This is a genomic window from Alishewanella sp. BS5-314, assembly GCF_025377695.1.
GTDB lineage: Bacteria > Pseudomonadota > Gammaproteobacteria > Enterobacterales > Alteromonadaceae > Alishewanella > Alishewanella aestuarii.
In genome coordinates this window covers 2,349,701-2,376,696 of record NZ_JACEHJ010000002.1, presented here as the reverse complement: position 1 = coordinate 2,376,696, position 26,996 = coordinate 2,349,701, and the positions used below count along the sequence as shown (strand labels likewise).

At 50.6% G+C, this 26,996-nt stretch carries 29 protein-coding genes; 12 read left to right on the top strand and 17 right to left on the bottom strand.

Annotation, left to right across the window (positions count from 1 at the left end; all coding sequences use genetic code 11):
• Positions 1 to 45: 45 nt before the first annotated feature.
• The 4 genes from H1D31_RS15630 to H1D31_RS15615 all read left to right on the top strand — a co-directional run bounded on the left by H1D31_RS15630 (position 46) and on the right by H1D31_RS15615 (position 8,089).
• Entirely contained in the window at positions 46 to 2,355 is a 2,310-nt protein-coding gene (locus H1D31_RS15630) for an efflux RND transporter permease subunit (RefSeq protein WP_261259759.1), read from the top strand.
• A complete protein-coding gene (locus H1D31_RS15625) occupies positions 2,324 to 3,157 on the top strand; it encodes an outer membrane lipoprotein-sorting protein (protein ID WP_261259758.1) in 834 nt (277 codons plus the stop codon). Before H1D31_RS15630 ends, H1D31_RS15625 begins: the two co-directional genes overlap by 32 nt.
• Positions 3,158 to 3,166: 9 nt before the next feature.
• Positions 3,167 to 4,795 (top strand): FimV family protein, encoded by a 1,629-nt coding sequence (locus H1D31_RS15620; RefSeq protein WP_261259757.1) that lies wholly within the window; start codon positions 3,167 to 3,169, stop codon positions 4,793 to 4,795.
• An 81-nt stretch (positions 4,796 to 4,876) separates the two neighbouring features.
• The gene (locus H1D31_RS15615) at positions 4,877 to 8,089 is read left to right on the top strand and encodes a DEAD/DEAH box helicase (RefSeq protein WP_261259756.1); all 3,213 of its coding nucleotides are present in this window, start codon (positions 4,877 to 4,879) and stop codon (positions 8,087 to 8,089) included.
• Here the strand turns inward: H1D31_RS15615 and H1D31_RS15610 are convergent.
• Entirely contained in the window at positions 8,076 to 8,432 is a 357-nt protein-coding gene (locus tag H1D31_RS15610; protein WP_261259755.1) for a c-type cytochrome, read from the bottom strand. The two genes, H1D31_RS15615 and H1D31_RS15610, sit on opposite strands and share 14 nt — an antisense overlap.
• 194 nt (positions 8,433 to 8,626) lie before the next feature.
• On the opposite strand from H1D31_RS15610, the gene H1D31_RS15605 reads away from it, so the two are divergent.
• Both H1D31_RS15605 and H1D31_RS15600 read left to right on the top strand, forming a co-directional pair.
• Positions 8,627 to 9,685: a carboxysome shell carbonic anhydrase gene (locus H1D31_RS15605; RefSeq protein ID WP_261259754.1), complete on the top strand. Its 1,059-nt coding sequence runs from the start codon at positions 8,627 to 8,629 to the stop codon at positions 9,683 to 9,685.
• Positions 9,686 to 9,851: 166 nt separating this feature from the next.
• Positions 9,852 to 10,499 carry a hypothetical protein gene (locus tag H1D31_RS15600; protein ID WP_261259753.1) on the top strand — a complete coding sequence of 216 codons (648 nt, stop codon included), beginning with the start codon at positions 9,852 to 9,854 and terminating at the stop codon, positions 10,497 to 10,499.
• A gap of 3 nt (positions 10,500 to 10,502) precedes the next feature.
• Here the strand turns inward: H1D31_RS15600 and H1D31_RS15595 are convergent, their stop codons facing one another.
• The 4 genes from H1D31_RS15595 to H1D31_RS15580 all read right to left on the bottom strand — a co-directional run bounded on the left by H1D31_RS15595 (position 10,503) and on the right by H1D31_RS15580 (position 15,578).
• The gene (locus tag H1D31_RS15595) at positions 10,503 to 11,123 is read right to left on the bottom strand and encodes a DUF2799 domain-containing protein (protein WP_261259751.1); all 621 of its coding nucleotides are present in this window, start codon (positions 11,121 to 11,123) and stop codon (positions 10,503 to 10,505) included.
• Positions 11,124 to 11,151: 28 nt separating this feature from the next.
• Positions 11,152 to 12,576 carry a sensor domain-containing diguanylate cyclase gene (locus H1D31_RS15590; protein WP_261259749.1) on the bottom strand — a complete coding sequence of 475 codons (1,425 nt, stop codon included), beginning with the start codon at positions 12,574 to 12,576 and terminating at the stop codon, positions 11,152 to 11,154.
• Positions 12,577 to 12,668: 92 nt separating this feature from the next.
• Positions 12,669 to 13,388, bottom strand: a complete 720-nt coding sequence (locus tag H1D31_RS15585) for a polysaccharide deacetylase family protein (RefSeq protein ID WP_261259747.1) — start codon at positions 13,386 to 13,388, stop codon at positions 12,669 to 12,671.
• 75 nt (positions 13,389 to 13,463) lie between these two features.
• On the bottom strand, positions 13,464 to 15,578 hold the full coding sequence (locus H1D31_RS15580; protein WP_261259745.1) for a DUF6351 family protein: 2,115 nt from the start codon (positions 15,576 to 15,578) through the stop codon (positions 13,464 to 13,466).
• Positions 15,579 to 15,640: 62 nt separating this feature from the next.
• Here H1D31_RS15580 and H1D31_RS15575 point away from each other — a divergent pair, with 62 nt between their 5' ends.
• The 4 genes from H1D31_RS15575 to H1D31_RS15560 all read left to right on the top strand — a co-directional run bounded on the left by H1D31_RS15575 (position 15,641) and on the right by H1D31_RS15560 (position 17,614).
• Complete coding sequence (locus H1D31_RS15575; RefSeq protein WP_261259743.1) at positions 15,641 to 16,195, top strand: histidine phosphatase family protein; 555 nt, start codon at positions 15,641 to 15,643, stop codon at positions 16,193 to 16,195.
• Between the two features lie 65 nt (positions 16,196 to 16,260).
• Positions 16,261 to 16,878: a hypothetical protein gene (locus H1D31_RS15570; RefSeq protein WP_261259741.1), complete on the top strand. Its 618-nt coding sequence runs from the start codon at positions 16,261 to 16,263 to the stop codon at positions 16,876 to 16,878.
• A 27-nt stretch (positions 16,879 to 16,905) separates the two neighbouring features.
• Positions 16,906 to 17,289 (top strand): MAPEG family protein, encoded by a 384-nt coding sequence (locus tag H1D31_RS15565; RefSeq protein WP_261259740.1) that lies wholly within the window; start codon positions 16,906 to 16,908, stop codon positions 17,287 to 17,289.
• Positions 17,276 to 17,614 carry a nuclear transport factor 2 family protein gene (locus H1D31_RS15560; protein ID WP_261259739.1) on the top strand — a complete coding sequence of 113 codons (339 nt, stop codon included), beginning with the start codon at positions 17,276 to 17,278 and terminating at the stop codon, positions 17,612 to 17,614. Before H1D31_RS15565 ends, H1D31_RS15560 begins: the two co-directional genes overlap by 14 nt.
• A 406-nt stretch (positions 17,615 to 18,020) precedes the next feature.
• On the opposite strand, the gene H1D31_RS15555 is transcribed toward H1D31_RS15560, so the two are convergent.
• Positions 18,021 to 18,302: a type II toxin-antitoxin system RelE/ParE family toxin gene (locus H1D31_RS15555; RefSeq protein ID WP_039924833.1), complete on the bottom strand. Its 282-nt coding sequence runs from the start codon at positions 18,300 to 18,302 to the stop codon at positions 18,021 to 18,023.
• Positions 18,299 to 18,571: a CopG family ribbon-helix-helix protein gene (locus tag H1D31_RS15550; RefSeq protein ID WP_261259738.1), complete on the bottom strand. Its 273-nt coding sequence runs from the start codon at positions 18,569 to 18,571 to the stop codon at positions 18,299 to 18,301. The genes H1D31_RS15555 and H1D31_RS15550 overlap by 4 nt, the downstream gene beginning before the upstream one ends.
• A gap of 622 nt (positions 18,572 to 19,193) precedes the next feature.
• Between H1D31_RS15550 and H1D31_RS15545 the strand changes: the two genes are divergently transcribed.
• Positions 19,194 to 19,715: a DUF2442 domain-containing protein gene (locus tag H1D31_RS15545; RefSeq protein WP_261259737.1), complete on the top strand. Its 522-nt coding sequence runs from the start codon at positions 19,194 to 19,196 to the stop codon at positions 19,713 to 19,715.
• Positions 19,716 to 19,783: 68 nt separating this feature from the next.
• Here H1D31_RS15545 and H1D31_RS15540 read toward each other — a convergent pair whose 3' ends face one another.
• Together H1D31_RS15540 and H1D31_RS15535 are read right to left on the bottom strand one after the other, a co-directional pair.
• Entirely contained in the window at positions 19,784 to 20,269 is a 486-nt protein-coding gene (locus tag H1D31_RS15540) for a hypothetical protein (protein ID WP_261259735.1), read from the bottom strand.
• The gene (locus H1D31_RS15535) at positions 20,266 to 20,877 is read right to left on the bottom strand and encodes a DUF3885 domain-containing protein (protein WP_261259734.1); all 612 of its coding nucleotides are present in this window, start codon (positions 20,875 to 20,877) and stop codon (positions 20,266 to 20,268) included. Before H1D31_RS15535 ends, H1D31_RS15540 begins: the two co-directional genes overlap by 4 nt.
• An 811-nt stretch (positions 20,878 to 21,688) precedes the next feature.
• On the opposite strand from H1D31_RS15535, the gene H1D31_RS15530 reads away from it, so the two are divergent.
• Positions 21,689 to 22,726, top strand: coding sequence for an IS110 family transposase (locus H1D31_RS15530; protein WP_008951932.1), 1,038 nt, complete (start codon positions 21,689 to 21,691; stop codon positions 22,724 to 22,726).
• A gap of 296 nt (positions 22,727 to 23,022) precedes the next feature.
• On the opposite strand, the gene H1D31_RS15525 is transcribed toward H1D31_RS15530, so the two are convergent.
• The 8 genes from H1D31_RS15525 to H1D31_RS15490 all read right to left on the bottom strand — a co-directional run bounded on the left by H1D31_RS15525 (position 23,023) and on the right by H1D31_RS15490 (position 26,890).
• Positions 23,023 to 23,430, bottom strand: a complete 408-nt coding sequence (locus H1D31_RS15525) for a GFA family protein (RefSeq protein ID WP_261259733.1) — start codon at positions 23,428 to 23,430, stop codon at positions 23,023 to 23,025.
• Between the two features lie 89 nt (positions 23,431 to 23,519).
• A complete protein-coding gene (locus H1D31_RS15520) occupies positions 23,520 to 23,888 on the bottom strand; it encodes a VOC family protein (protein WP_261259732.1) in 369 nt (122 codons plus the stop codon).
• 118 nt (positions 23,889 to 24,006) lie between these two features.
• Entirely contained in the window at positions 24,007 to 24,456 is a 450-nt protein-coding gene (locus H1D31_RS15515; RefSeq protein ID WP_261259730.1) for a hypothetical protein, read from the bottom strand.
• Positions 24,457 to 24,553: 97 nt separating this feature from the next.
• Positions 24,554 to 25,036: a hypothetical protein gene (locus H1D31_RS15510; protein WP_261259728.1), complete on the bottom strand. Its 483-nt coding sequence runs from the start codon at positions 25,034 to 25,036 to the stop codon at positions 24,554 to 24,556.
• 101 nt (positions 25,037 to 25,137) lie between these two features.
• Positions 25,138 to 25,407 carry a hypothetical protein gene (locus H1D31_RS15505; protein WP_261257936.1) on the bottom strand — a complete coding sequence of 90 codons (270 nt, stop codon included), beginning with the start codon at positions 25,405 to 25,407 and terminating at the stop codon, positions 25,138 to 25,140.
• 132 nt (positions 25,408 to 25,539) lie between these two features.
• Entirely contained in the window at positions 25,540 to 26,019 is a 480-nt protein-coding gene (locus tag H1D31_RS15500; RefSeq protein ID WP_261259726.1) for a hypothetical protein, read from the bottom strand.
• Positions 26,020 to 26,119: 100 nt separating this feature from the next.
• Positions 26,120 to 26,398, bottom strand: a complete 279-nt coding sequence (locus H1D31_RS15495) for a hypothetical protein (RefSeq protein ID WP_261259724.1) — start codon at positions 26,396 to 26,398, stop codon at positions 26,120 to 26,122.
• 108 nt (positions 26,399 to 26,506) lie between these two features.
• A complete protein-coding gene (locus H1D31_RS15490; protein WP_261259722.1) occupies positions 26,507 to 26,890 on the bottom strand; it encodes a DUF2750 domain-containing protein in 384 nt (127 codons plus the stop codon).
• Positions 26,891 to 26,996: the final 106 nt, after the last annotated feature.

Sequence of the window (26,996 nt, the reverse complement as noted above, 5' to 3'; positions counted from 1 at the left end):
AACCACATTCTTAAAGATGGAGTAAGCGGTAATGGAGTACGCCCTATGGCTTCAGTTCAGCCTCTGATCCTGCGCGGCCGCTGGTTAATTCTGGCGCTATCGCTTTGTTTTATCGTATTAAGCAGCATCGGGCTGGGCCAGTTGTATTTCCGCGGTGATTATCGGATCTTTTTTGCCAAAGATAATCCACAGCTGCAAGCCTTTGAACAGATGCAGCTGGAATTTAACAAAAGCGACAATATTCTGATCGGCATAGCCCCGCGCAGCGGTGACGTCTTTACACCAGAGATACTGCAGTTAGTACAGGAATATACCGAGGCTGCCTGGCAAACGCCCTATTCGATCCGGGTAGACTCGCTGAGTAATTATCAGCACACCACAGCCGAGGCCGACGATCTGGTCGTGGCCGATCTGGTGCCCGCCGAGCCACTTTCTGCCAGCGACCTGGCGGCGATCCGTCAGGTCGCCATTACTGAACCGACCCTGGTCAAGCGGCTGATTGCGCCCAACGGTGCCGTGACGGCAATCAATATCACAATGCAATTACCTGAGCCGACGCAGCAGCAACAGGTTACCGAGATCTGGAGTTTTGTCACTGAGTTATCTGCCCAGTTCGCAGAGCGCTACCCGCAGGTTGAGTTTTATCATACCGGTATCGTGGCACTGAATTATGCCTTTGCCTCTGAGGCTGAGCAGGATGTCCGCAGCCTGGTGCCGATTATGTTATTGGCAATAGTGCTGTTACTGGCCTTGTTATTACGCTCCGTTGCGGCGGCATTGGCGACCCTGCTGATTATTCTGGTCACGGTAACCAGCACGCTGGGCATTGCCGGCTGGCTCGGGATTTTCATGAGCACTGCGACCGTCAATGTGCCAACCATCCTGATGACGCTGGCGGTTGCTGATTCGGTACACCTGCTAGCATCGATGCAGTTTGCGCTCGGCGAGGGCAAAACGAAAACCCAGGCGATCCACTATAGTTTGCAGCGTAACTGGCAACCGGTAGTGATTACCAGTGTCACCACCGCCATTGGCTTCTTAACACTGAATTTCTCCGAAGTGCCTATTTTGCGCGATCTGGGCAACTTGACCGCACTTGGCGTAATGCTGGCATGCGTATTCAGCCTGACCCTATTGCCGATTATGATGAGTGTATTGCCGCTTAAAGCCGCTAAGGTACGGCAAGGCTCGGCCATGCTGGACCGCTTGGCAGAGTTGGTGATCCGGCGTCAGCGCCCGGTATTATGGGGCTTTGTGCTGCTGACGCTGCTTTGCTCTGCGCTGCTTAGCCTGAACAAAATTAATGACGAACCGAATAAGTACTTTGCCAGCAGCACCAGTTTCCGCCAGGCGAATGACTTTATGGAACAAAACCTCAGTGGCTTTACCAGTATTGATTTTGCGCTTAATGGTGGCGTTGCCGGCGCTGTTAATCAGCCGGAATTATTGCAGGCACTGGAAAGCTTCAGCAACTGGTTAGCAGAGCAGCCGGAAGTGATGCATGTCAATACGCTCAGTGATGTGCTGAAGCGGCTGAATAAAAATATGCATCAGGATGACCTGGCCTTTTACCGCCTGCCGGAAACAGCAGCAGAGGCGGCGCAGTACTTATTGTTATATGAAATGTCCTTGCCGTTTGGCCTGGATCTGAACAATCAGTTGAATATCGATAAAAGCGCTACCCGTTTAACCGCAACACTGTATAACCTTGGCAGCAAAGAATTAATTGCGCTGGAGCAGCGGGCGCTGGCTTATTTTGCCGCTAACTGGCCGGACTATCAGCTGTCCGCTGCCAGTGCCGCCCTGATGTTTGCCTATATCGGCGAGCGTAATATGGCCTCAATGTTAACCACCTTGCCGTTAGCCTTACTGCTGATTTCAGCGCTATTGCTGGTTAGCTTGCGTTCCTGGCGTCTCGGTCTGATCAGCATTATTCCGAATCTGGTGCCGGCAGTTATCGGTTTTGGTTTATGGGGGCTGTTGGTGGGGGAAATTAACCTGGCATTGTCGGTCGTGGCCAGCATGAGCCTGGGGATCATTGTCGATGATACCGTACATTTTCTCAGTAAGTACCGCCATGCGCGGGAAGAGGGGCGGGACAGCGAGCAGGCAGTGCGCTATGCTTTTCACAGTGTTGGCCGGGCGCTCTGTATTACCACGCTGGTACTGGTAGCCGGTTTTTCAGTGCTGATGTTTTCCGGTTTCCGGCTTAACTCCGATATGGGCCTGCTGACCTCAGGGATTATTTTGATTGCCCTGCTGGTTGATCTATTCTTTTTACCCGCTTGTTTACTCAAGCTCGACAAATCAGGGAGAACTGCCGATGTTAGTCCGGCAACAACAAAACACAGCTGACACCACCCGCCAATCTAGTCGTCTCGGTATGGCCTCTGGCTGGTTTTTAGCCGTAAGCCTGCTGTGCATGCCGCTGGCGCAGGCAGATGCTGAGAAAGGCCTGGCGATCGCCACCGAGCAAAAGGCGCGTGACCGCGGTTGGGGTGACAGTGAAAGCGAACTGCAGATGGTGCTGCGCACTGCTCAGGGCCGGGAAAGTGTACGCCGCATGCGCACCCTGGCGTTGGAAGTGCAGGGCGATGGTGATAAAAGCCTGACCATTTTTGATGAGCCGCTGGATGTGCGCGGTTCGGCTTTTCTAACCCATTCCCATCCCACTGCTGAAGATGACCAATGGTTATATTTACCCAGTGTGAAACGGACACGGCGGATTGCCAGCCGCAATAAATCCGGGCCCTTTATGGCCAGTGAGTTTGCCTATGAAGATATGACGTCCTTTGAGCTGGAGAAATTCAGTTTTAACTATTTGCGGGATGAGCCCTGCGCTGAGCTGACCTGCTATGTGGTTGAACAAACGCCAACCGATAGTTTTTCTGGCTATAGCAAGATTCTGGTCTGGGTAGATCAGCAACATTACCGCGTGATGCGCGCAGAGTATTACGACAAGAAACAAAGCCTGCTGAAAATTCTGGAGTTGAGTGATTACCGGCAGTATCTGGATAAGTTCTGGCGGGCGCACAAGCTGAGTATGCAAAACCAGCAAACCGGCAAAAGTACCGACTTGCTGCTGGAAAGCATCCGCTTTAATACTGGCCGCAGTGCAGCAGACTTTGATGTCGCTGCCTTAGAGCGGGCACGCTAGGGAGTGATGATGTTAGGTCGCACTAGCTGTATTGTTTTGCTGGCGTGGGCATTACAACAGCCGGCCCAGGCTGCCACCTTGGGGCCGGTCGATGCCAATACGACACTCTGGCGGCTGGCGCTGGCGGCGCGCCCCGATGAGCAGGTAACGATGCCGCAGGTGATCTATGCGCTGTGGCAGCACAACCCGGCCGCTTTTCGCGACCAGAATTTGCATTATTTATTAAAAGGCGCTCAGTTAAAGGTGCCAAGCCGCGAGCAAATGCTGGCCACTCCGGCGGAACAGGCGCATCAATGGTATTACGGCGAACTGGCGAAGCAACAATTACCGACCCGTTTAGCGGCTGCTCAACCGGCTAAACCTGAAGCCGTTGCCACGGCGCCGGAGCCTGAGGTAGCCGTGGCAGTACCGCAGCCAATCCGCCCTCCGGCACAACCGGCTAAACCTGTGGCAACAACACCCCGTCCTGCGCCGTCTCCTGCAGTAACACCCGCACAGGCAGCACAAGTTGCCAGCAGTTCCAGCCGGTTACAGCAGGAGTTGGGTTTTGAGCAACGCTTTTTTGCCAGCCGGGGCCTGGCCGCCGCCGATCGTTCGCAGCAGCTGTTAAGTTATCGCGCGCTATGGTCGTATGAAGATGCCAGTCGCAAGCATCAGCTTAATCTGGAGCCGTATTTACGCTGGCACAGATCTGACAGCGACAGCAATCTGGTCGATTTACAGCAGGCTTACTGGCGCTATATCGGTGATGGCTGGGAATTTAAAGCCGGTATCGATACGCTATTCTGGGGGGTAACCGAATCACAACATCTGGTGGATGTACTGAATCAAAGCGATTTAGTCGCCGGCGTTGAACTGGAAGCTAAACTGGGGCAGCCGATGCTGCAGCTTAGACGCAGTGGTAATGCCGGCACCCTGGATCTGTTTGTACTGCCGTATTTTCGCGAGCGCTTATTTCCCTCACCACAGGGCCGGCTTAGTCCGCCGCTGCCGGTAAACCATGGCCTGGCCTGGTATGAATCCAGCTCCGGTAAACACAATCTGGACTTTGCCTTGCGCTATAGCCAGCGCTTTGCCGGTTTGGATCTGGGGCTGAGTTTTTTTAGTGGTAATAACCGCGAGCCGGTTTTAGTACCTACCGCAAACGCCGGGTTACGACCACTTTATTACCAGATGGAGCAGTACGGACTGGATTTGTCATGGGTGCAGGGCGACTGGCTCTGGAAGCTGGAGTCGATTTACCGCCGTAGTGGGCCTTTTGACTATGTTGCCGCCACCGGTGGTTTTGAATACACCCGGGTCGGCGTCTTTGGGCAAAGCTGGGATCTGGGCTGGATTGCCGAATATCAGTACGATAGCCGCGGCAAGGCCGCGACCCTGCCGGGGCAGAATGATCTGTTCTTCGGTTGGCGGCTGGCGCTGAATGATATTGCCGGCACCGAGTTTTTATTTGGCGTGCTGCAGGATCTGGATCAGCGACAAAGCCGCAGCATCAAGCTGGAGGGCGCCCTGCGCCTGACTGACAGCCTGCGGTTAAGCCTGAACGGTTGGCTATTTCAGAGTAATAACCCGCAAGATGCGCTGTTCTGGTTGCGTCGTGATGATTATCTTGCGCTGCAACTGACCTACTTTTTCTGATTTCTGGTTATTTAGGCTTTGGTCTGTGCTGCCTTTACGGTAGCATAGGTCTTTTGCCTGTTGTGTTACGCCGAGAAAAACGTGTCTGAGCAAGATCCTGTTGATACCAATTTTCCATTGTCGGATGCCAAACTGCTGCAGTGGTTTGATCCGGCGACGGTCCATCGTGCCCGCGCTTATCTGCAGGCCGGTAAAGTGCTGAAACTGGAATACAACGACGATCTGAGTCAAATCAGCGCCCAGGTGTGGGGCGCCGGTTTTGCCCCTTACCGGCAAAAAATCAGTCTGCGTGAACAACAAGGGCATTGGCAGTTAGAAGATAGCTGCAGTTGCCCGGTCGGCGGCCGCTGTAAGCATGTGCTGGCCGTGCTGCTGCGCTTAAAGCGCGATTATGCGCAGCAGCAACTGCGGATCAAACAAATGCCGTTGTTGCAGCTGGATAACTGGTTTGCTGAAGTGGCCAGAGTACGTGAACCTGATGCTGCCAGCAGCGAAGAGAGTATCCTGTATTTACTGAGTTATGGCCAAAGTGGTTTGCAGCTCTATCCGCGACGGGTCAAGGTGCTGAAAAAAGGCGGCTACAGTAAAGGCCAGCCTTTGGGTAAGTACGATCTGGTCGCGCCACAGCCGCCAAGCTGGCTGGCCGAAGAAGACTACCGCTTACTGACATTATTCCGCTCCCACAATCAACAGGATCAGCATTTGCTTGAGGGCCGCTGGGGTTATGAGTTGTTACAGGCGTTTCTGGCAACCGGCCGCTGCTATTTTGGCGAGGCCCGGCAACCCTTAAGCTGGCAGGAGGCGCGACCGCTGCAACTGAGCTGGCAGGCCAGCAGTGGTGGACAACGGCTGCAGTGTCAGATCGCAGAAGACGAGGCGAACCAGCCAATCTTTACTGACCCCCCCTGTTTTATCAATACCGATCATTATGAACTGGGCCCGCTGGATACGGCATTAACGGGGCGCGAGTTAAAGCTACTGAGTAAGATGCCACTGATCCCGCCGGCACAGCTAACCCAGCGGCTGGGCCAGCTGCAAAAGCTATTCCCGGCAGTCACCTTACCGCTGCCGGAGGGCGCAGCCGCCAGTCAGCTGGATGTGGCACCGGTACCGGTGTTGGCACTGCAAATGCGGGTGCAACAACCGAAAATGCCGGCCAGACCCGTCGCTATTCTGGCCTTTGATTATGGTGCCCACCGGCTGCCGCTGAATTTACAGCAGCGGCAAACCGAGATCGTAACGGCGGCGCAGAGTATCTTTGTGCTACGCCAGCGTGGCGTGGAAGTGGCCGCTTTAGAGCAGTTGCTGGCACTGGGGCTGGTCAGTTGTGAACTGCCGGCACCGGCGAATACGCTAAGCGCCTTCTCAATAGGGGAAGGGCCGGATAATCCAGAGCTATGGCAACCGTTGCTGGAAGCCTTGCCCGAACTGCGGCAACAAGGCTGGCGCATTGAGCAGGACAGTGACTTTAATCTGCAAATTCTGGATGCCAAGCCCTATTTACAGGTCAGTGACGGTAAACACAGCGGTTTTGAGCTTGCGATCCAGGTCGATGTCAGTGGTCAGCAGGTGCCGTTATTACCGTTAATTAGCCAGTATCTGCGGCATTATGGCCTGCCCACCGCCGGTGAAACCATCTGGCTGAGTCTGCCGCAGGGCAAACTGGCGATCCCGATGGCGTTAATTCAGCCGCTGATTGATACCATCGTTGAGCTGCTGAACTTACAGAAATCGCCGCTAACGCTAGAGTTACCAGACTATAAAGCCGCGATCCTGCCGCCACCCGGCGCGGCGGAGATTCAGTATCTGAATGCCAACCGCCTGCAGCGTCTGAACGAGCAGTTACACAATTTTCAGGGTATCAGTGAAGTGCCGCTGCCAACAGGTTTGCAGGCGACACTGCGCAGCTATCAGCAGCAGGGCTTAAACTGGCTGGTGTTTTTACGCCACTTTGGCCTGGGCGGCATTCTGGCCGATGATATGGGCCTGGGTAAAACCCTGCAAACCTTAAGTTTCTTGTTGCACGAAAAGCAGCAAGGGCGTTTAACCCAGCCGGCGCTGATCGTTTGTCCGACCTCATTACTCGGCAACTGGCAGAATGAAGCGGCGCGTTTTACCCCGGCGCTGCGGGTCCTGCAAATTTACGGTGCCAAACGCCGGCCTTTATTTGAGCAACTGGCAGAGTTCGATGTGCTGGTGACCAGCTATCCGCTGCTGGTGCGGGATCTGCCGCTGTACCGGCAGCGCGCCTTTAGTGTGGTGGTGCTGGATGAAGCCCAGCATATTAAAAATGCCGGCAGTCAGGCCGCACAGAGCGTGCGGGCGTTAAAACGCGACTTTAGCCTGGCCTTGTCGGGCACGCCGCTGGAAAACCATCTGGGTGAATTAAAGTCACTGTTTGACTTTGTATTGCCGGGGCTGCTTGGCACCGAAGCCCACTTTACCCAGGTGTATCGCAAACCGATTGAGAAGCATGCCGATACCGAGCGGGCACAGGCATTAAAACAAAAAGTGGCTCCCTTTATGCTGCGCCGCACCAAACGTCAGGTGGCCGCGGAGTTGCCCGAGAAAACCGAAATTGTCCAGCTGCTGGAGCTGGAAGCCGATCAGCGCAACCTGTATGAAAGTATCCGCTTGATTATGGAAACCAAGGTACGGGAGCTGTTTTTGCGTAAAGGCGTTGCCGCCAGCCAGATCGAGTTTCTGGATGCCTTGCTGAAACTGCGTCAGGCCTGCTGTGATGCCCGCCTGGTACCGATCGAGCAGGCGCAGCTGGTGCGGCATAACGCCAAGCTCAGTTGGTTGCGGGAGAATCTGCCGGAAATGATTGAAGAAGGCCGGCGGGTACTGTTATTCAGCCAGTTTGCCAGCATGCTGCACCTGATTGAGCAAGAGCTGCAATTTCTCGGCATCAGTTACAGTAAGTTAACCGGCCAGACCAAAAACCGGCAGCAACAAATTGATGCCTTTCAACGGGGTGAAACAGAAGTCTTTTTAATCAGTTTAAAAGCCGGTGGTACCGGCCTGAACCTGACGGCTGCCGACACCGTGATCCATTATGATCCCTGGTGGAACCCGGCGGCAGAAAATCAGGCCACCGACCGCGCCCACCGCATCGGCCAGGATAAAGCGGTCTTTGTGTACAAACTGATTGCCCGCAATACGGTAGAAGAAAAAGTCCAACAACTGCAGCAATACAAGCAGGGACTGGCCGATCAACTGCTTAGCAGCGGCAAGGGCCAGCTATGGCAGGGGAATGCCGAGGACTTGCTGGCGCTGTTTATGGCTGACTAGGGCTGGGCAACAGCGCATAATAAGCGGCGAGCAGCGCAATATCGTCATCGGTCAGGCCGCGCGCCTGCGGGCTCATTAACGCATGTTTGCGACTGCCATCGCGATATTGCTGCAATGCCTCAGCCAGCTGTGCCTCTGGCAAGCCAGCCAGACTGGGATATAACGCCTGGCGCGAGATACCATTAGCGCCATGGCACGCGGCGCAACTGCGGGCACGCAGGCTGCCCTGCTGCAGCAATTGCTGCTGTTCCGGCGTGAAACGTGCCGCTAGCTCCGGCTCGGGGGCGGGCTTACCGCAGGCCGCTAAACCCAATACTGCTCCTAACAACAAACCACAGCGCATTACTCCGTTCCTTTTTTAAGCTGAATCCGCAAACATCAATATGCCTTAGCCTGCCATAAAATTTTACTATTGCCCAGTTAGCCAAAACGGGTAGTGACAAACGCAGTACCTCGACTAAAGTTGCAGCAGCAAGCGCCAACAAGCCCTGCTATTGTTCTGTTATGGTTAATGCAGCTTAACTTAACGGATGCCCTATGTCAGACGCTACCCCAGAGCTGCATCAACAACCCTTTACAGACCGGCTAAGCTGGCTGGAGCAGTTAGCCAGCCGGCATAGTGCGGCCTTTATTGCCGGCACCGCTGCCCGCGAGGCCTATCTGGCGCAGCATCCGACTAAAATTATTGCGCTAAAATGTATGGATGGCCGGATCCATTTGCCGCATGCTACCCAAACGCCGCTGGGGATTATTCAGCCCTACCGCAATTTGGGTGGCATTTTTAACCTCGGCTGGCCGTATCTGGGCGATTTGTTGTGCGATGATATCAATCAGGCGCTGGCGCAAGGCAGGCCGGTGCTGGTACTGATTAGCTATCATTTCTCAGCCGGTGCCAGAGAGCGCGGCTGTGCCGGCTTTCAACATGATCGTGATGCCGCACTGGCGCAAGCGCTGCAGATCCGCGACCAGCTACAGAGCATTTTTGCCGCCAGTGAGCAGTGTTATGCGCTGGTAGTTGGTTTTGAAACCGACAGCGACGCGCTGGTATTGCATGGCAGTACTGGCCGGATGCTGGATTTAAGCCAGTACAGTCCGGACCTGAGTCCGCAGTTACCGGCTTTGTTGCAACAGCTCTGCCCGTTATTGCCAGCGGCGATGCAGCGCGATTTACTACCGCTGTTGCTTGGTAATTTGTGGCACAGCGCCTTGCAGCGGCAACAACGGCGGCAGCTGGATATTGAGCATCGGGAGTGGATGCTCTGTCTGGGGCGAGGCTTTGATTTTTTGCATGTGCCTAATATTGCCCTTATTATCGGCCCCTTTAGCCCGGACCTGTCGCAGCCGGTGAAAAAGGCCGCCGCGATCATCCTCAATAATATTAAGCAGCAGCGGATCCCGGCAGATGGTGTATTACTGCTGGCCTCGGTACCTTATCAACAGGCCGGTATTGACCGGCGCCGCGCTGAGTTAAAGGCCGCGTTTTTTTGTCAGTTTGCTAAAACCGTGATTGCCGAACAGGAACCGGCATTATTGCCGCTGCTGCAAAGTCGCAGTGCCGTGATGTATTGGCCAGAGCGGCGGCTGGAGTGGTTATAAGCTGGCTAAAACTTGGTGATTTTTACTAAATAGTGGTTTTGACCTGGCAGCCTGCTGAGTTGGTGCAGTATAAGCATCTGTTTTTACTTGCTATAAATTTTGGCCATAAATTTGCATTAACCGGTTGATAGCAATCAACAAGCTTAAAACAGAGGCGAATAATAAAATGCATAACGTAAAAAATAAAAAACTATGGTTAGTGCCGGTATTAGTGTTAAGTGGTCTGTTAAGTGGCTGCATTGTCGTGGTCGACGCCGCGGAAAAAACCAACAGTAGTTATCAGGGTACGGCGCAGCAAGGTGATATTTCGCGGGTAAATGGCAGTATTAGCCTGAATGAACAAAGCCGGGCGGGCAAAGTCTCTACCGTTAATGGCAGCATCCGTCTGGCGGAGCAGGTACAGATTGACAGTGCCGAAACGGTGAATGGCAGTATTAAAGCAGGGCAAAATTTAACGGTACAACGCGGTTTAAGCACAGTGAACGGCAGTATTGAAACGGCGGCGGGCTCGACCATCAAAGCCGATATCAGTACGGTCAATGGCAGTATCCGCCTCAGTGGCAGCGAAGTCGGTGGCAAGCTGCAAACCGTCAACGGCAATATTAGTTTGCTGGCAGGGACAGTGGTAAAGGGCGATCTGATTTATGCTGAACGTAAACGCCAAAGCGGCTGGTTTGGTAAAGATGACAGCAAGCAACCGACCCTGACCATCAGTGCTGACTCGCGTGTGGAAGGTAAAATTATCCTGCGTCAGCCGGTACAGCTAAAGCTGGAAAATGCCAGTCTGGCTGCCCGGGTGGTGCGTGAGTACTAGGGTCTAGTAGCTAAAGTGTTGCTGCAGGCGGCTAAATTCGTTCTGATAGACGATGATAGCCGCCGCCAGCTCATCTCTCACCAGATTGGCCTGTCCCAGGCTTTCATTTAGTTTGGCTAGCTCATCGCGGATCTTAATCCGTTGCTCACGACTCAGGCCATCGGCAACCAACTGCTCATTTAACTGGCTAATGGTTATTTCCAGTTGTTGCAGTTCCTGCTGCACCTTGCGTAATTCGCTGCGCGCACCATCTAACTGGCTTCTGGCCTGGTAGAGGGTCTGACCATCGCGATAACCGACCATAAAGGCACTGGCAAATTCAGCCGGACAACTGTTCTGATAACTTTGGTTGCTGCTGCCCTGGGCAAAGCCATTTTTGGCGGTACAAAATTGTGCTGAGCCCTCGAAATGTCCGGCGCGGTAAGCATCCAGATCCGGCGCGATACCGTGTTTGGCACAGTCTTGCCGGTATTGCCGGATCTGGCTTTCGTTGCGGCCTTTAATGCCATCTTCAAAGCCCAGGGTGCGCCAGTCTGCATTGACGCAGCCGGCCTGATCCAGACTACTACAGCCGGTTAACAGCAAAGCGGCAAGCCAGAGTGGATAGGTTTTCAGAGACGGCATAGCGGGATTTCCTTTAATCAGTAGCGGACTAATCCGCCAAAATGGTTTCAATGCGGTTACGGCCACGTTGTTTCGCCTGCATTAAGGTTTTGTCAGCCCGGGCGAACAATTGGTTAAAGCTTTCATCGGTTTGCTGTTCACAGATACCGAAGCTGGCAGTAACCTGTTGTCCGGCTGCTGCGATATGCAATTGTTCGATGCTAAGGCGCAAACGCTCACAGATTTTACTGGCTTCGCGGGTATCGGTATCGGGCAACAATAGCATCAGCTCATCCCCGCCGAAACGCCCCAGCAGATCCTGCTGTCGCAACTGACGCTGTAAGGTTTGACATACCTGCTGTAGTACTTCGTCACCGATCTGGTGCCCCAGTAAATCATTCACCTGTTTAAAATGGTCCAGATCCAGCACCGCTAAACAGACTTTATCTTTGCGACGCCCGGCCCGGCCTAACAGTAAATTGGCCTGCTCGATAAAACCTTGCCGACTTAGCACGCCGGTTAGCGGATCGGTATGCAGGCTGCGTTGTAACTGTTGATTGGTATTCTGCAATAAGGGCACTGCAGTGCCATACAACATGGCAACCGCGATCATCGCAATGGTAAATTGATAAATGGCGGCATAACTATCCAGCTCCAGTAAGGCCGTTAGTAACACAATCGCCAGACTGATCACCGCCAGGCCGCTAAAGCTGCGCCAAATCGATTCGGTATAAACCAGCCACATCGCCGGTAAACTTAAGAACAGGATCAGAAAGGTAATTTCCTGCGCCCGAACCTGATGGGCCAGCAACATGCTAAAGGTGAGTAGCAACAGACACAGGACGAGTTTTAGCAGGAAGCTGTGTCGGGGGCCATGACCATGTTGCAGCAACCAGGGCGCCTGCGCAGCAATAGTTTTACCGGTAAAGCGATCAAGTAGCAGTACCAGAAACGGGCTCAGTGACAAAATGGCTACCAGATCGCCAATCCACCAACCCAGCCAGATCGCCAGGCGCTCGCTCTGTTCAATGACACCGGCCAGCTGTAAAGACCAGGCACCGCTGTAAGCGGCAAGCAAGGCGGCAATCGCCGCCAGGATCAAATAAGCAACCAGAGTGCCGGAGTAATTAACCCGGCCACTTTGGATCAGGATGCGCAACAATAGGGCGCCCAGCAGGTAGCTCAGACTATGCGCCATCGCTGGCAAGATGGCAGCGGTGTAAGGGATCTGCTCGGCCGGATGAAAACGCTGAAAATGCCATACGCTTACCAGAAAGCAAACCAGTAGCAAAGCCGGGAAGGCTCTTAAGCCAAACAGGGTTAAGGCGGCAAAACTCAACGCAGCCGGCGGATACCATAAGCTGGCATGGGGGCTGTACTCCAGCAACTCCGCACTCTGATAAAGCAGTATCCAAGCTAGCATCAGCGCCAGTTGTAAGCCGAGCTGAGAACTGATGCGTCCAACTGACGGCATAGCCGCATCCCTACGAAAACATTAGTAAATCGAGTTTAACGCGACTTTATGGCTTTGCCTAGTCACGATAATTTCTGGATTCGTTGTCGCTGTCAGGCCGGGTTGCGGTTTTGCAATAGTTCATTGACGGTGACAAAGCGATAACCTTTCGCCTGCAGCCCCTCAATAATGAGCGGCAGTGCCTCGCGCGAACTTTGCCGGCTTTGGTACATCACATGTAACAGGATAATACTACCGGGGCGGGCGTTGGCAATCACCGCCGCCGCCATCGCCTCTGGATCCGCTGCCAGCTTTGGCTCGGACTCGGGCTCTAAATCCCACATAATGGTTTTACGCTGCTGCCGGCTAAGATACCAGGGCAGGCTAAACAGCTTTTTGCCGTAAGGTGGCCGAAACTGGATCTCGTCAGTAAAACCGGCCTGCCGGATTTGCTGATCGGTGCGCTCCAGTTCTGACGCCACGGTAGCCGGTGATACCAGTAACATACGCTTATGGGTGTAGCTATGATTGCCTAACTGATGCCCGGCCTGCACCAGCAAGCGGCCTTGCTCTGGATGGCGCGCGAGCTCATGGCCGGTGACAAAAAACGTGGCTGGCACCTGATAGCGTGCCAGCAGTTCAACCACCTCGGCGGTATAACGCTCAGAGGGGCCATCGTCAAAGGTGAGGGCAATTAACGGCTGTTCTGTTTCCACCCGGGCGATCAGCTCGCCAAACAGTTGGTACTGCCGTGATGACGCCAGTTGATACAGGCCAAGTAACAGCAGTAAGAACAGTGAGACAGTTGTAACAGCGGCGGTGCGTCTTTGCATTGAACGTCCTTGTGCAATAAAGCTTAGTTATCAGTGTGGTACATCTGGCCTGAACTGCCAATTAATGTTGAAAATTTATTCTGCCAGTGCCGGCCACTCCGCCGGCCAGCCGTTGTCGCCTTGTTGATAATCACATACGCCATCTGGAAAGATTTGCTGTAATTCCGGCAAATATGGCGTCATTTCAACCGGTTGATAGTGCCCGGCGGCAATAAAATCGGCAACCGGTATTAACCGGCATTGCAGGAGTAAGCCATGTGTCGGTGCCCCGGCCTGGCGTCGGCTATTACTGAGCGGCGGGTAGTGCCTGGAGCAGCTGCCATTGGGCTGCCATACCGCTGTACCTGCGGCAATCAGGCTGCCATCGGCAGCAAAGCAGCGGTCACTGGCACTGTCCGGCGCAATACCTTGTTGCAGCCACTGCTCTAAGGCGGCAAAAGCTGCGGCCACCGGCGTATAGTCCGGGTGGCTGACCCAGATCCGCTGCCAATCGTCATTTCCCTGCATCGCCAGGCGTTGTCTGGCCATAAAGGACGGTTCCAGATGATGCATATCCAGCACCGGATCCAGATAGTGGCGTAAATCGATAATTGGGATCTGCGCCTTACCGAGAAACAGCTGGCCATAGCGATAAGCGCGGTTAATGGCGGCGGTATCGGTACGATAGCGGGGCGCCACCTGAAAATCTGCCGCGTTAGATTCAGGCTGGCTAATATTATGCCGGCCAAAGCTGCTAAGCCAAAGCGGCAGATCCAGCTGGCGGATAAAGCGTACTTTTTCAGGCTGCATCTGTGCCGCTGGCAGCCAGCTACCGATACGGGCATTAAGCTCCAGAAATTGCCGGGCACTCAGTTGGCCGTTACGCAGCGGCTGCAAGCCATACTGCACGCCGCTATTATCCCACAGGCTATGCGCGAAGCCGTGCTGATCCCGGCCATAAATTTCGACCAGATCCTGCCAGTAACTCCAATGGGTTTGTTGCCGCAACTCTGCACTGGTAAAGGGTTTTAAGCGGCCCTGATGCGGGTTATGCACCATCGAAGATAAACCAAACCAGGCGTTAATGCACTGGCTGGCGCCTCGTGCCGGGGTGGGCCATTGTCCGGCCAGTAGCTGTGTGGCGCTGATTTGCCAGCGAAACCTTACGCTCTGCTGCTCACTGGTGCTAAGCCCTTCTATTAGCTGGCGCTGTGCCATACTTTGCCAGCTGGCCTTATCACTGGCGGTAAAGTAGTAATAGTTATGCAGCAGGTCGCAGTCGAGGGCATAGACGACCTGGCTCAGCATATCCGGATAGCTGTATTGTGCGATAGCGGCGTCGAGCAAACCGGGCGCGTTCTGTGCCAGTAAATATTGTGCAATGCCGCCACCAGAGCCACCGATGCCAATGGTAAACCGCGGTTTGCCATACAAACTTTCAAAATGGCGTTTCAGCCTGACCGCCACCTCTTCGGCGCGCAAAAAATGGTAGGTGTGGCTGGTGCGGTTGGCACTGCTGCTAAGTACCGCATAACCCTGCCGCAGTTGGGCGGCGCGGTTGGCAATCATCCGCTCCAGATTAATGCTGCCTTGCCGAAAACCGATACCTACACCGCCATGAAACTGATAAATCAGCTGCTGATTCCAACGCTCTGCACTGTCGCGCTCACCGTATTCAGCGGCATTAACCGGCATCACCACAAAGTAAAAAAAGCGCAGCAGGGTACCTAACTCGACCCGGACCAGCTGCTCATCGTCGCCCAAAGGTTCGCCCTGATAAGGCAGCACCTGATTATCAGCCGTAAGCCGATACCAGAGCAAACGGCTGGGGTGCAGGCAATCCTGGCTGTAACCCAGCTGCTGCTTATCCTGCACCACGGCAATACCATAGCCTTGCTGATTATCAACTTGTGGTGGCTCCAGCCCCTGCTGCGAAAAGCCGCAATAAAACGGATACTGCAGGCTGCCGGAATACAGTGGCGTTACCGGGCCAACGGCACCGAGCGCGATCGGATAAGGATAAGGATCGGCCGGACGTGGGGTAGTGGCAATAAAATCGCTGACCTGCAGTAGCTCGCCCGACGAGTGCGGCGGCGCCGCCAGTACCGGGTGCGGCTCGATAAAGTGTGCCGGATAGTGGCTGCTGGGCCAGAAGTAATAAGCGAGCACCAGGATAGCGCCCAGCAAACTTAGCCATACTTTTCGTCGCATGTCAGCAATCTCTCCCCCGAGCTTTGTCGTACCAGCTAAATAATTTATAGCGGGATTTTGCGATGCGATCATTATTCTGTTGCTGGTTATTGCTACTCTCGACCGCTGCAATGGCCGATGATGCAGCCTGGCAGGCCTGGCGTGAGGGCAAGGCGGTACTAATGCTACGGCATGCCCTGGCGCCGGGTACCGGTGATCCGGCCGGTTTTCAGTTACAGGACTGTCAGACACAGCGCAATTTGAATCAACAGGGGCGGCAGCAAGCTAAAGCCTGGGGGCAAAAATTACGCCAGCAGTACAGTGGTGACATCCGGCTTTATAGCAGTCAGTGGTGCCGTTGCCTGGAAACGGCGCAGTTAATGGCGATAGCGCCAGTGCAACCGCTGCCGGCGCTGAATTCATTTTTTGCCGGGCGCGGTGACGGCCAACAGCAAACTCAGGCCCTGCTGGACTACTTTGCCAAGGCCAGCGAGATGCCGCTGGTACTGGTTAGCCATCAGGTCAACTTTACCGCGCTGACCGGTATTTTCCCACAATCGGCAGCCGGTGCCATTTTAGCCTTACCGCTAACCCAGCCGGCGACGGTACTCGCCAGCGTCAGTTTGGATCAGCGCTAGTATCTTGCAATGCCTATTAGCTGTTGTATAGTGGTTAACAGCTTTTCAACATTCAGGGGCGCGTTATGAGTAAAGCTGTGGTACTGGCCTTGTTAAGTGCCGGACTATTCTGTGCTGTGGGTAAGGTGCAGGCTGTTTCGGCAGAGTTACAATGTCAATTACAGGTGCCGGCGGCAGTGCACGGTACCTCTGTGTGGTATCAAATGGGTTATCCGTTTAACCTGACGGCCAATAATCTGGGCTTATTGCCGGGCAGCGCCCTGTATCAAATGGCGGAGCAGGCTTTTGGTTTATGGCAACAAGGTGTCAGCGAAACCGCCGTTATGGCGCAGGTAAGTCAGCGCTGTGCCAGCTTTAGTGCGGCTGAGCTGAATCGCGAGTATTCGTTTTTCGAAGAAGAGGGGAATACCCCAACGCACCTTACCGCCTGTGGTGATATGACTACCACCGTAGTGCAAAGCTTTGCGCTGTTGGATGGCCAACCGCTGACCCTGAGTAACTTTAAAGCGGTGATTATAGGTGAGGAACAAAAGCCGGCAATTACCCGGTTAATTGTGCAGGCCTTTAATTTAAAACAGCAAGGCCAGCTGGAAACCGCCATTCTGGAGCAAACCTTTGCCTATTGTCAGCAACAAAGCGCCGAATTTAAACAACAACTGGCAGCAGAGTTCTATGCTGAATAACCTCTACGTTGCGGGAGTCGCGAAATTATGATTACAGCAGTCTATGCCGCCTTACTGGCGGTGCTGTTTGTGGTATTAAGTGTGGCGGTGATCCGGCAGCGCCGTCGCTTACAGGTGGCATTAGGCTCGGGAGGCCATAGTGCACTGCAAAGGGCGATGCGGGTGCAGGCCAATTTTGCCGAGTACACGCCTTTTGCGCTGTTGCTGTTATTTCTGGCCGAATATAGCGGTTTGGCCGGGCTTTGGTTGCACCTGTTGGGCGCATTATTACTGCTCGGTCGCTTAAGCCATGCTTATGGGGTGAGTCAGGATCCTGAACCGCTTAAATTCCGGGTTATCGGCATGGCACTGACCTTTAGCGTGTTGTTACTTAGCGCGCTGGCGATATTGGTGCTCTATGTCAGTCGTTGAGCCGGTGGCGCGGCAACTCGCCGCTTACAATCAGCATAATCTGGCCGAGTTTATTGCCTGTTATGCACCGGATGTACGGATTTACCGCATGCCGGCTATTGAGCCCAGTTTGCAGGGGCGCGAAGCGCTGGCACACTTCTATGCTACCGAGCGTTTTACCCTGCCAAAGTTGCAGGCGGCAGTACTAAGCCGGCAGGTCGTTGGCAATAAAGTCATCGATCATGAACGGGTGACCGGGCTACGGGACGAACCTTATGAGGTAGCAGTGGTCTATGAGGTCCAGGCAGGCCTGATTAGCCAGGTCTGGTTTTTTGCTGCCGACTAATGGCAGTTTCTCGCTAGTCGCCGATACCGTGGCCTTACCCTATACCCTCTATCCCCAAAGCAAACATGGCAGTATTGCTGTGAAGTAACTGCATTTGCCAGTGTTAGTGGCAGAACATCATCCAGGTTAACCATAACCGAGCTCCGACTCCGGTATGCTTGTCGTACCGGAGTCGCAACCTGCGATAGTGGGATTGGCACTTTTAGTTGATGTGACGACTGATTTGTAGCGGAGAAAGACAACTTTGAGCCCTAGACCCACCCCCGCAAATTACACCTGACTCCGACTCCGGTATGCTTGTCGTACCGGAGTCGCAATCTGCGATAGTGGGATTGGCACTTTTGGTTGCTGTGACGCTAGATTGTGGCGGAGATAGGTCGCTTTGAGTGAACAACTTGTTAACTGACTATCGCTCATTTTCAAGCTCATGCCATACTCGAAGGACAATGACGGCACTGGCGTGAACAGAATAGCGAACAACATATTTTCCAAAAACCATATCACGGATGATATCTGGGACTGGAGCCATCTGAACCGGCGTTCCCATCCTTGGGAATGCTGGCAACAACTCCATTTTTGCGATCAATTCTGCCGCTATTTTGCTAGCTGCAGTTGGATTATGAACTGCAATAAACTCCCGCAAACGCTTTAAATCTTCGATTGCATCATTGGTATAGACTAGCTTCACTTACCAGACCCCGGCGCATCCTGTTCTTTTTCTGTACCCCAACTGCTTAACCAGTTGTGTACTTCACTAGCGTCAACCACTTTTCCTTGAGCAGCTGACTCCATCGCAGCCAAAGTTTGTTTCCACCGTTCTTGCTGTAAATTCTGCTTATCAATGTATTCCGATAAGGCTTGATTGATCACCCATCCTTTGCTCCGATGAAGCCTGCTCGCAATAGCTTCCAACTGATGCTCAACCTCTGCCTGTAAGCGAACTGTGGTAACACTCATGCTGATACCCCTCTCAACCAAAACACTGTAATACATTGTAGTCAAGAGGGGCTCGTATAGCAATTTAACGTTTGGTGAAGGGGCGGGCTTTAGCCCGTCCCAGTGAGCGAAGCTAACGATTTGAATCTATTGCGTACGCCCGGTATGGGCATGAACTTATGATGTGAAAGTCCTCTGTAGGAAGATCGCCCTTTACTATGTTGAACCAACACGCCCTAGCAAATGACAAGGGCAAAAATCGTGAGGTTTTGTCTGGAGGAAGCCGCTAGCAAAACTGCGAGCTGATGAACAAAAACCTCATATGAGGCGAACAATCTTATAGTAATTGCAGAGCAAGCCTGACTTCGACTCCGGTATGCTTGCCGTACCGGAGCCGCGATCTGCGATAGTGAAATAAGCACCTTTAGTTGATGTTGTTCCTGTCTTGCGGTATGCCATGCGTTTAGATATTGATGGCGCTTGTCTCTTCTAGGATACAGTGCTACAGTTTATACAGCACGATAAACCGACCCAATAAACAACGAAAACGAGCTGAAAGCCACATTTACGAACATCGTGAACAGTTGCTGGTGATGTGGAATAAAGCGGTGAACGGTGAAAATCCCGGGAAGTTAGGTGATGTATGTTGAAAGTCATAGATGTTGATTTTGTTTCAGACCACACATTAGAGCTGACCTTCAATGACGGTTACCAGGGGCATGCCGACTTGTCGGTATACTTTAAAAAGTTGCCATTCTCCGAAATTAAAGACTTTAAACGCTTTTCATTGACCAGTGACGGCGCTTTAAATTGGAGTGGTAATGAACTGTCAGCTGCGACATTGCGTGATATTACGCAGGGCTCTTATAAGCCGACAGAGTTAAGTTTTGACGTTCAGGAGATGGAAACTGTAATCAAGCAAGCTTCCTGGGAGTCAATGATGGAGGGGCGTCCCGATATCCTGCAAGCCGTTATTCGCGCTTATGTGGAGCAGTTTGGTCATGGACAGGTTATTGCTAAGGCCGGCATAAAAAGTCGCACCAGTGCTTACCGTTCCTTAAAGCCTGAAACCACGCCAAACTTTGGCACTCTCGTACAACTGGGGCATGCGGTCATTGAGCTTGCTAAAGATCGAACAGCGGCAAACAAGAAATCAAATATATAGTAATTGCAGGTCAGGTCTGACTTCGACTCCGGTATGCTTGCCGTACCGGAGTCGCGATCTGCGATATATTACAATGGCACGTCATACGATACCGACCTCAGCTTACAACTCTTGTTGTCGAAACCGATAAACAAACCAAAAGGTGAACCCAGTCCTGATGTGCCGCTAAAGTATGTGCCGATAAATTCACCCTCTAAAACACCACCATGGAAATATGCGGTTATTCGGTTGAACTGGATGTTTGAGAGATAGAACTGATTACCTCTCCTAAAATCGACTATGCTTCCAATAGACTGCAGTGCCTGTGTAACGGTGCTGTAACTTCCGCCTTCTTTCTCAACAAGCTCTATGAGTTCTTTAAAAGTTATTTCTGACGTTGCTTTTTCAATTTCACCCGTACAATTACCAGCGTAAACCAGGCAACTGAAAATGGAAGCAAAGATTAATACGAAATACTTCATATAACGCCCAAATTTAGCGCGGAAAGCCGCGCAGCGGGTTGACGTCGCAGCCAGCGCTTTTTGCTGGCGATAAAATTTGTTTGTTATATTCACGAGAAAACCGCATCCATCTCTTTCCGGTCATAATCTAATAACCAGTCGTTAAAACGCTCATAGATTGGCTTCAAAACTTCTGAAGTCGTAGATATTACATCCATACCACGATCATCATACAAATTGAGAATTAAACCAGATGTGACATTAATGAAATAACATTCACCATTTGTCGACGGCTGCCGAGCGAAGTCAGTATTTACTAGAGCAAGCAATATATTTGAGTAGTTGATATCGCTGCATTTTAGTCCTTGCACGATAACTCTTTTCCAGCACGTACATTTATACTCAAGCTCATAAATGTCACGTACATCATAATGTTCAAATATGCCTTTTTTTGAAATCTGCTTTAGTACATAGTTAGATTTTCTAATCTTTTTTCGACCATCAGAATACTGTTGATAAACAAAAATAATTTCATCATCTTTGGAGAAGCACGCTTCAAAGATTGCAACAGACCTTTTATGAGCCTCTTTAAAATACAGATCATTTAAACCTATGCCGGTGCCAATGTCTGGGGGCCCGATTTCAAAACGCAGTCCAATTGGCCAATTATAAAATAAGGGCTTTTGGATTTGTAAATTTGCAAAATCGCTTTCCAAGTGCATTTAGACCGAACTCTCTGAGTGAATATAACGCCCCAATCAGGGGCCGATAATAGCTTGCTAAAATGTGCAGCGAAGCGGAACCGAGCAAGCTGTTAGCGGTCCCATTTTTGTATTGACTTGTTATGTTTTTATTACTAGAAGCCATGAACTCAATGAATAATAAAACAAAAAAACAATGCCTATATAGTAAGCGTACTTTAAATCATTTTTTAATTCAAAGCGGGATAAAAATGGCCAAATAATTAAGATTAAGAAACAGAGCCAATCAAGAATATGATAGGAGTCAAAAGGTTGATCAATACCTTGTATTTTGGGTGAATCTAACCTTAGCCATCTCCCAAGGAATTTTGACTTAGTCAATGAAGCTGAGCCTGGAGCTTTAATTTTCCAACATACGCTTTCTGATGTTTTCCGGGTTTGCGAGCTCCCTTGGAAATTTATCGTTAAGTGGCATGTTTCCCCTTTTGAGTGCCTAATCATTTTTGCACTAACAATTTCAACATCGTACTTTTCTGTATAGAAAACCGAATCAACGAATAACAACAATAGCGAAGAGAAAAATAGACCCCATACAGGAAGATACTTATTCAAACCGAATTTAAAAAGCATATTTAATCATTACTAGTCGACTATAGAAAAACATAACGCCGCGCACAAGGGCGACCAAATAAGCGCAGCGTTTTGGTTGTCCCTGCCCGGCTGCCTTTTGCCGGGCGATTGATGCAATAACATGGACTCCCCCTCACTATCCGGCATCGATGTGCCACACTGAGAGTGTCAAAACAAACAGTCACAAGTGAGGGGAAGTCGCATGGAACAGTCTATACGTTGTGGGGTCGATATTGCAAAGATCGTGTTTCAAATTCATGGCGTTAATGCTAAATCTGGTGAAACCATCATGGTTAAAAAGTTAGCCAGAAACGAAATGCTGCGATATTTTGCCAATAAACCACCGATGCTTATCGGCATTGAAGCCTGCAGTGGCTCGCATTACTGGGCGCGTGAGCTCACTAAGCTTGGCCATACGGTAAAGCTGATGACACCGCAATATGTTGCACCCTATCGGCGTGGCGGTAAAAACGATGCCAATGATGCAGAAGCCATTTGTGAAGCGTTAGCCAGACCGAATATGCGCTTTGTTGCCGTTAAATCAGAATCACAACAAGCTGTGCTCGTCATGCACCGTATGCGCGACCAGTGGGTACGGGAACGTACTTCACTGATGAACCAAATCCGAAGCTACCTGCACGAGTTTGGTATTGTGATTAATCAGGGCCGCGCAGCACTGGCTAAAACGTTGCCTTTGGTGGCTGAATCGGAAATCTTACCGCTGCTATTTCGCCAGAGCATCGCCGACCTCGCAGATAGATTAACCGATTTAGAGACGAGGATTACTGCGCTCAACAAACGGATTGAAGACTGGAGCAAGCAAGATACCATTGCAAAAGCCTTACTTGAGCTCTGTGGTGTCGGTAGCATTACCGCCAGTGCTGCTGTGGCTACTGCAGGTGATGTCTCGGTATTTAAAAACGGCAGACAGTTTGCAGCCTGGCTCGGTTTAGTACCTAAACAGAATTCATCCGGTGGTAAAACCCAGCTGGGGGCGATTACTAAACGCGGTGACCGCTATTTGCGAACACTCCTGGTTCAAGGTGCCCGAACGGTAATGTTAGCCGCCAGCCGAGCACAAAAGTCCACGCAAACAACACCCATGTTTGACTGGATTTATAAGCTACAAGAGCGACGGCCAAATAATGTTGTTGCGGTGGCTATCGCCGCAAAACAAGCCAGAATGCTCTGGGCAATCATGGCAAAGCAGCAGCAAGATGCTTTAGGTTTAGCAATATGATGTAGAAGAAACATATTAGTAAAAACAGCGAGTTAACAATAACTCTCAACCAAAGAATTGCACTACAAAGTGGATAAATAAAGCGGCAACGACCGTGCACAGGAAGGGCCTGATAACAAGCCCGGTATTCATTACCGTTGACGCGATGAGGCACCTGTGCGCGAAAGTTATCAGGGCTGGAGCATGGCAAAACCATGAATCTCACGAGCCGAATAGACGTTTGCAGTCATTCACCGCCAAATTTGATCACTTTGTGCTTGCAATAGAGGGGGAGTCCATAGACGTTTGTTAGCTGCCTACGGTTGTGTGTCATAGGTCAACACACCTTCTGGTATTTGTAACCAGTCTTGCTTTTCACAAACCCAAACGTGAATGGTTGGGTTGATATCACTTGTATCTGAAAGCGTGGATGGCTTCAACATTAGGTGTTGAGGATTACTTGGATTGTAATGGTATATGTGGTTAGCGCACACCGGGCAAAACTTAGCTGAGCTTATATTTCCACTAGCAGCAACCCGGCTCCACTCACTCATTTCACCGTTTATCTCAATGGCGTCTGAATCTATCATGGCAGTAATGCTAAAAGCACTCGTTGAGAGCTTTTGACATTGCTTACAGTGACAGGCGGCTACAGCAATCGGGGGCTTAGAAAGCTTGTAGGTGACATGCCCGCATTGGCATGAGCCAGTAATTGGATATTTCATTCGTAATAGACCTCTATCTTTTGTACAGCTAACGCCCCGGTTAACCGGCGCGGGCTTTGCCCGCGTCCGAGTTGAACCGGTTGTTAGGTCTAGCCTTGATGGCACACCGCCTCAAGATTGTGCCCATCCGGTCCAATGATAAATGCTGCGTAATAATTAGCGTGATAGATGGGACGAATACCAGGTGCACCATTATCTTTACCCCCTGCCTCCAATGCAGCGCAATAGAATTCGTCGACTTGCCGGCGTGTTTCGGCGACAAATGCAATATGGAGTGGTATGGGCGTCTCCGTGGCTTGGTACAGACACAGCGAAGCATTATTTCTACCGCACAATTCGATTCCATAAGACGGCTCACCCTCGGCACCAGGTTCCACACCCAACGGTTCGAGCACCTTCAAAAAGAAGGCCTTGCTCGCTGCATAGTCGCTGACTCCAAACTTGATGTGATCAAACATGCACCCTCCGCGTTCGTGTGATTTCTAGGCCTAACGCCCCAATAACGGGCCGCAGTGTAGACGCGAAGCGCCGAAACGGAGGTCCGAGGCAGCTTGCTGCCGGGCGTTGATTGGTTTGTTAAGTGCTTTTAGCACGATCTACCCTTTCAATAAGTTCATTCACCATCGGGTTTTTAGAGAATAGGTTAAACCTCATTGGAGGATTGAAAGCTAGTTCTTTACCGATTGTACCTTCTGAGCGCAATTGGATGACAACCTTTTCTGGTGATTGCATTTGAGTATGACTAATATTAATGATCTCTTTGAGATAGACTCTTTGCTCCTTACCCCCCTTACGAAACAGCAATGAGTCTCCTTCGTCGTAAACCTCATCAGCCAGATCCCAAAGCAACTTTTTGAAAAATACGAAGCCAAATACTGCCATAAATACAGGAACCACCATGAACATAAATGATTCGCTCATAGCACCTGATGAAGCAGCAGTAATGATGAAGAAAGCTAGAAACCCGAACCACACCGTTGGGAATAACCTTTTAAAGTAAAATGTTGAACCTGATATTTTCTTCATACTCTTCCTTGCACTTAACGCAAAGCACACGGGTGACGACCGCGTAGCGGTTGGCATCCCAGCGGCCGCAGGCCGCGAGTGTTGCGCCTTGTTAGTTTCAATTTCCGAAAACTACTGCGACAGTTAGTCTTCTACCTGCTTTGTAGACCTTCAGATTTAACCCATTTTTGTCTTCGGGCCAAATAGCATAAACAGTTGTACCAAGAAATCCGGGTTCATGAAACATCGACACAGGCGTATACAATGCTTCGACAACTTCATGCGTTTTTGCAATATCAATATTTCCATGAGTTAATATCAAATTATTCTCAAGCGACTTGTACAAAGAATAAGCCATTTCAAAAGACTCTAACTCAAAAATAATCATCGCCTTTTTAAACAAATTTTCTTCACATATAACAGCAGCGATTCCCTCAACACCCTCAAAATGGATAACTCCAGCGGGATAATCTTTTTCTCGCTCGATAAAATTAAACGTATTAGTTATTTCTTCACAAGAACCGCTTAGCTTGGGAACTAAGCTTTCTGCAACAGAGCCACTACTAAATATGAGAGTTATCAGTACAAAAAGGTATTTCATAAAACTCCTAAAACTAACGCCGCCAGCATGCGCGGCTTTGTAGTGAAGGCTCAGCCGCAACGGAAAAGACGTCGCCGTGCCTGGCCTTGTTATAAGCCATTTTACTTGCGTAGCCCAATTACTTTTACGCCACTCTCTTCATAAACAACAATATCGGAGGTTTTAACCGAAAACAAAATGGTAACCTCTTGCCCCAGAGGAACTTGATTTAAATACGGCTCTAACGACTCAATAGCTTTCCATTGTCCGTCTATAAAGCCTTGGGATTGACCAAGATTAAATTTATTCTTTTGTTCAATCTTTAGAAGAGGGTAAAACACCGCTGCGCTTATTAAAACACCGATAATCACACCGATAACCAGATCTTTCACTGAAGCCTCCATGGCTTATAACGCAAAGCTAAGGGGCGCAAACACGTGGGGCATAATAGCGCAGCGCCCCGCGGGTTTGTGTCCCAGCAGGCCACGCCAGTGGACTGCGACTTGAGCGCCTTGTTAGTGCTACTAGCGCTCACGTGAAAAATACCAATGTTGATTCTCAAAATAACTTTCTTCCTCTGCATTATGAATCACAGTGAAATCCTGAAAGTTATCTATAACTAATCGATGCATGTTGTAACACATATTACCGTAAACAACTGTTATAACAGGAACTCCTGTAGCAAATCTATTGATTCCAAACTCAAGATATCTTTCGCTTGGTTCAAACTCATCTGCTATACCCAAGCTACTATGAAAAACAAGTTCATCACCATTCCATACTGAATAATAAGCACGATAAATTGAAATATCTTTATAGCTACTTGGTACATAAAACCTAAAAATATCTAAACCATTTTGACCAACAAAATCCTTATCAATCAATTTCAACGTGGATTTCTTCCTAAGTTCTAGTTGCTCACCGTCTGGTATTAACTCAGGTGCAGCGCAAGAAGCACTAACATAAGACGATATAAACATGGATAGCAAAACCAGTATTCTCATGGGTTGTTTCCTAGTAGCACTAACGCCCGCCACAAACGCGAGCAACTTGTTGCGAGTCGAGCCGCGAAGCGGCGTTTTGGTGGCGTTTGTTATACGTAGATTATGCACCGTACTTTATTCTAAAGAGCTGCTTCAGCAAATCAGTGCGTTTGACATTTGAATAACCAACACTACTAATAGCTATCGCAATTGGTAGTAATTGCATTGTTGTCCATGACACCGAAAACCAAGTAAACACAAATATCCAGATAATCATTCCCGCACAAAAAATTGCGGGTATATAACTCAGTCGATGTAATTGTCTCTCGATACGTTCAATTTGTTTTAGTTTTTGGTACTCATCGAGTGCATTAACATCTTCAATTGAATTAAGCTCCATCTGCTGAATCTCCTCTACGTATAACGCCCGCATTTGGGGCCGTAGTGAAGCGCAGCGTAACGGAGGTCCCAGCCCCGTAGGGGCGAGCAACATGCGCTTGTTATGTTTTTACTCGTATTTGGCCATTTCATTTAGCAACTCTTCTTTTAGGTCTTGCGGCTCGATACACCAAAAGGTCCACTCTTTATTCGGAAAGACAGCAACTTTAACGTTATCTTGCTCAAATAGTGGAAGCCAATGATCAAGTAATTCTTCTAGGCTAATTTCTGTTGCGGTGTGGCCCGGAAAATTCTCATCGGTGATTTTCTGGGCATACTCGGAATGTGGCCATAATGGAAAATATTCAAAGTCTTCAGGTGCGACTGGGACGAGCCAGCCTTTCTCACTTTTGACACCCCATAGTTGCTGCCAGTCCGCCACTTTACTGATGAAGTGATCGTATCTATCAAAGCTATCTAGTGCCAAAACAGCTTCATACTGCTTTTCATTCATCTTATAGGGCACTGTACTCTCCCTCAAACATAACGCTTATTCGACGGAAAGATCCGTATTTAAATACGGACTTTTCCGCTTTTTGTAAAATTAATGTATGGAACAT

Coding starts and splice junctions, on each gene's coding strand:
- H1D31_RS15630 (WP_261259759.1), top strand. CDS start 46: ATGGCTTCAGTTCAGCCTCTGATCCTGCGCGGCCGCTGGTTAATTCTG.
- H1D31_RS15625 (WP_261259758.1), top strand. CDS start 2,324: ATGTTAGTCCGGCAACAACAAAACACAGCTGACACCACCCGCCAATCT.
- H1D31_RS15620 (WP_261259757.1), top strand. CDS start 3,167: ATGTTAGGTCGCACTAGCTGTATTGTTTTGCTGGCGTGGGCATTACAA.
- H1D31_RS15610 (WP_261259755.1), bottom strand. CDS start 8,432: ATGCGCTGTGGTTTGTTGTTAGGAGCAGTATTGGGTTTAGCGGCCTGC.
- H1D31_RS15605 (WP_261259754.1), top strand. CDS start 8,627: ATGTCAGACGCTACCCCAGAGCTGCATCAACAACCCTTTACAGACCGG.
- H1D31_RS15600 (WP_261259753.1), top strand. CDS start 9,852: ATGCATAACGTAAAAAATAAAAAACTATGGTTAGTGCCGGTATTAGTG.
- H1D31_RS15595 (WP_261259751.1), bottom strand. CDS start 11,123: ATGCCGTCTCTGAAAACCTATCCACTCTGGCTTGCCGCTTTGCTGTTA.
- H1D31_RS15590 (WP_261259749.1), bottom strand. CDS start 12,576: ATGCCGTCAGTTGGACGCATCAGTTCTCAGCTCGGCTTACAACTGGCG.
- H1D31_RS15585 (WP_261259747.1), bottom strand. CDS start 13,388: ATGCAAAGACGCACCGCCGCTGTTACAACTGTCTCACTGTTCTTACTG.
- H1D31_RS15580 (WP_261259745.1), bottom strand. CDS start 15,578: ATGCGACGAAAAGTATGGCTAAGTTTGCTGGGCGCTATCCTGGTGCTC.
- H1D31_RS15575 (WP_261259743.1), top strand. CDS start 15,641: ATGCGATCATTATTCTGTTGCTGGTTATTGCTACTCTCGACCGCTGCA.
- H1D31_RS15570 (WP_261259741.1), top strand. CDS start 16,261: ATGAGTAAAGCTGTGGTACTGGCCTTGTTAAGTGCCGGACTATTCTGT.
- H1D31_RS15565 (WP_261259740.1), top strand. CDS start 16,906: ATGATTACAGCAGTCTATGCCGCCTTACTGGCGGTGCTGTTTGTGGTA.
- H1D31_RS15560 (WP_261259739.1), top strand. CDS start 17,276: ATGTCAGTCGTTGAGCCGGTGGCGCGGCAACTCGCCGCTTACAATCAG.
- H1D31_RS15550 (WP_261259738.1), bottom strand. CDS start 18,571: ATGAGTGTTACCACAGTTCGCTTACAGGCAGAGGTTGAGCATCAGTTG.
- H1D31_RS15545 (WP_261259737.1), top strand. CDS start 19,194: ATGTTGAAAGTCATAGATGTTGATTTTGTTTCAGACCACACATTAGAG.
- H1D31_RS15535 (WP_261259734.1), bottom strand. CDS start 20,877: ATGCACTTGGAAAGCGATTTTGCAAATTTACAAATCCAAAAGCCCTTA.
- H1D31_RS15530 (WP_008951932.1), top strand. CDS start 21,689: ATGGAACAGTCTATACGTTGTGGGGTCGATATTGCAAAGATCGTGTTT.
- H1D31_RS15525 (WP_261259733.1), bottom strand. CDS start 23,430: ATGAAATATCCAATTACTGGCTCATGCCAATGCGGGCATGTCACCTAC.
- H1D31_RS15520 (WP_261259732.1), bottom strand. CDS start 23,888: ATGTTTGATCACATCAAGTTTGGAGTCAGCGACTATGCAGCGAGCAAG.
- H1D31_RS15515 (WP_261259730.1), bottom strand. CDS start 24,456: ATGAAGAAAATATCAGGTTCAACATTTTACTTTAAAAGGTTATTCCCA.
- H1D31_RS15510 (WP_261259728.1), bottom strand. CDS start 25,036: ATGAAATACCTTTTTGTACTGATAACTCTCATATTTAGTAGTGGCTCT.
- H1D31_RS15500 (WP_261259726.1), bottom strand. CDS start 26,019: ATGAGAATACTGGTTTTGCTATCCATGTTTATATCGTCTTATGTTAGT.
- H1D31_RS15495 (WP_261259724.1), bottom strand. CDS start 26,398: ATGGAGCTTAATTCAATTGAAGATGTTAATGCACTCGATGAGTACCAA.
- H1D31_RS15490 (WP_261259722.1), bottom strand. CDS start 26,890: ATGAATGAAAAGCAGTATGAAGCTGTTTTGGCACTAGATAGCTTTGAT.